Consider the following 633-nt stretch of genomic DNA (forward strand, 5'->3'; position numbering starts at 1 on the left):
GTGCTTCTCCATTGACGTGGGCGCGGGTGATGATGTGATCGACGAAACCGTATTCCAGGGCTTCGGCGGCGGTGAACCAGCGGTCGCGATCGGAATCCGCCTCAATGCGCTCGATCGGCTGGCCGGTGAATTCGGCGTTGAGCCGGAACATTTCTTTCTTGATCACGGCGAACTGCTCGGCCTGGATGGCGATATCGGCCGCGCTGCCGGTCACCCCGCCCAACGGCTGGTGCATCAGGATGCGAGCATGCGGCAGCGCGTAGCGCTTGCCCTTGGTACCTGCCGCCAGCAGGAACTCGCCCATCGAGGCGGCCATGCCCATCGCGTAGGTGGCGATGTCACAGGGCGCCAGCACCATGGTGTCGTAGATCGCCATCAGCGAGGTGAACCCACCGCCCGGCGAGTTGATGTACATGGTTATATCGCGGTCGGGATCCAACGACTCCAACACCAGCAACTGTGCCATGATGTCGTTCGCCGACGCGTCGTCGACCTGGACGCCTAGGAAGATGATGCGTTCCTCGAACAGCTTTTTGTATGGAGTGGACTCCTTGACCCCGAAGCTGGAGTGCTCGATGAACGACGGCAGGATATATCGCGCCTCGGTCTGGCTCTGAGTATTTTGGGAATTCC

The 633-nt window shown here is 60.8% G+C and carries 1 protein-coding gene; it reads right to left on the reverse strand.

Annotation, left to right across the window (positions count from 1 at the left end; all coding sequences use genetic code 4):
• The coding region (locus FJM08_RS08570) for an ATP-dependent Clp protease proteolytic subunit (RefSeq protein WP_140031745.1) at window positions 1-592 on the reverse strand (592 nt) is incomplete at its 3' end.
• Between the last annotated feature and the right edge of the window lie 41 nt (window positions 593-633).

Origin of the sequence: Metamycoplasma equirhinis (assembly GCF_006385185.1) — a bacterium.
Taxonomy (GTDB): Bacteria; Bacillota_I; Bacilli_A; order Mycoplasmatales; family Metamycoplasmataceae; genus Metamycoplasma; species Metamycoplasma equirhinis.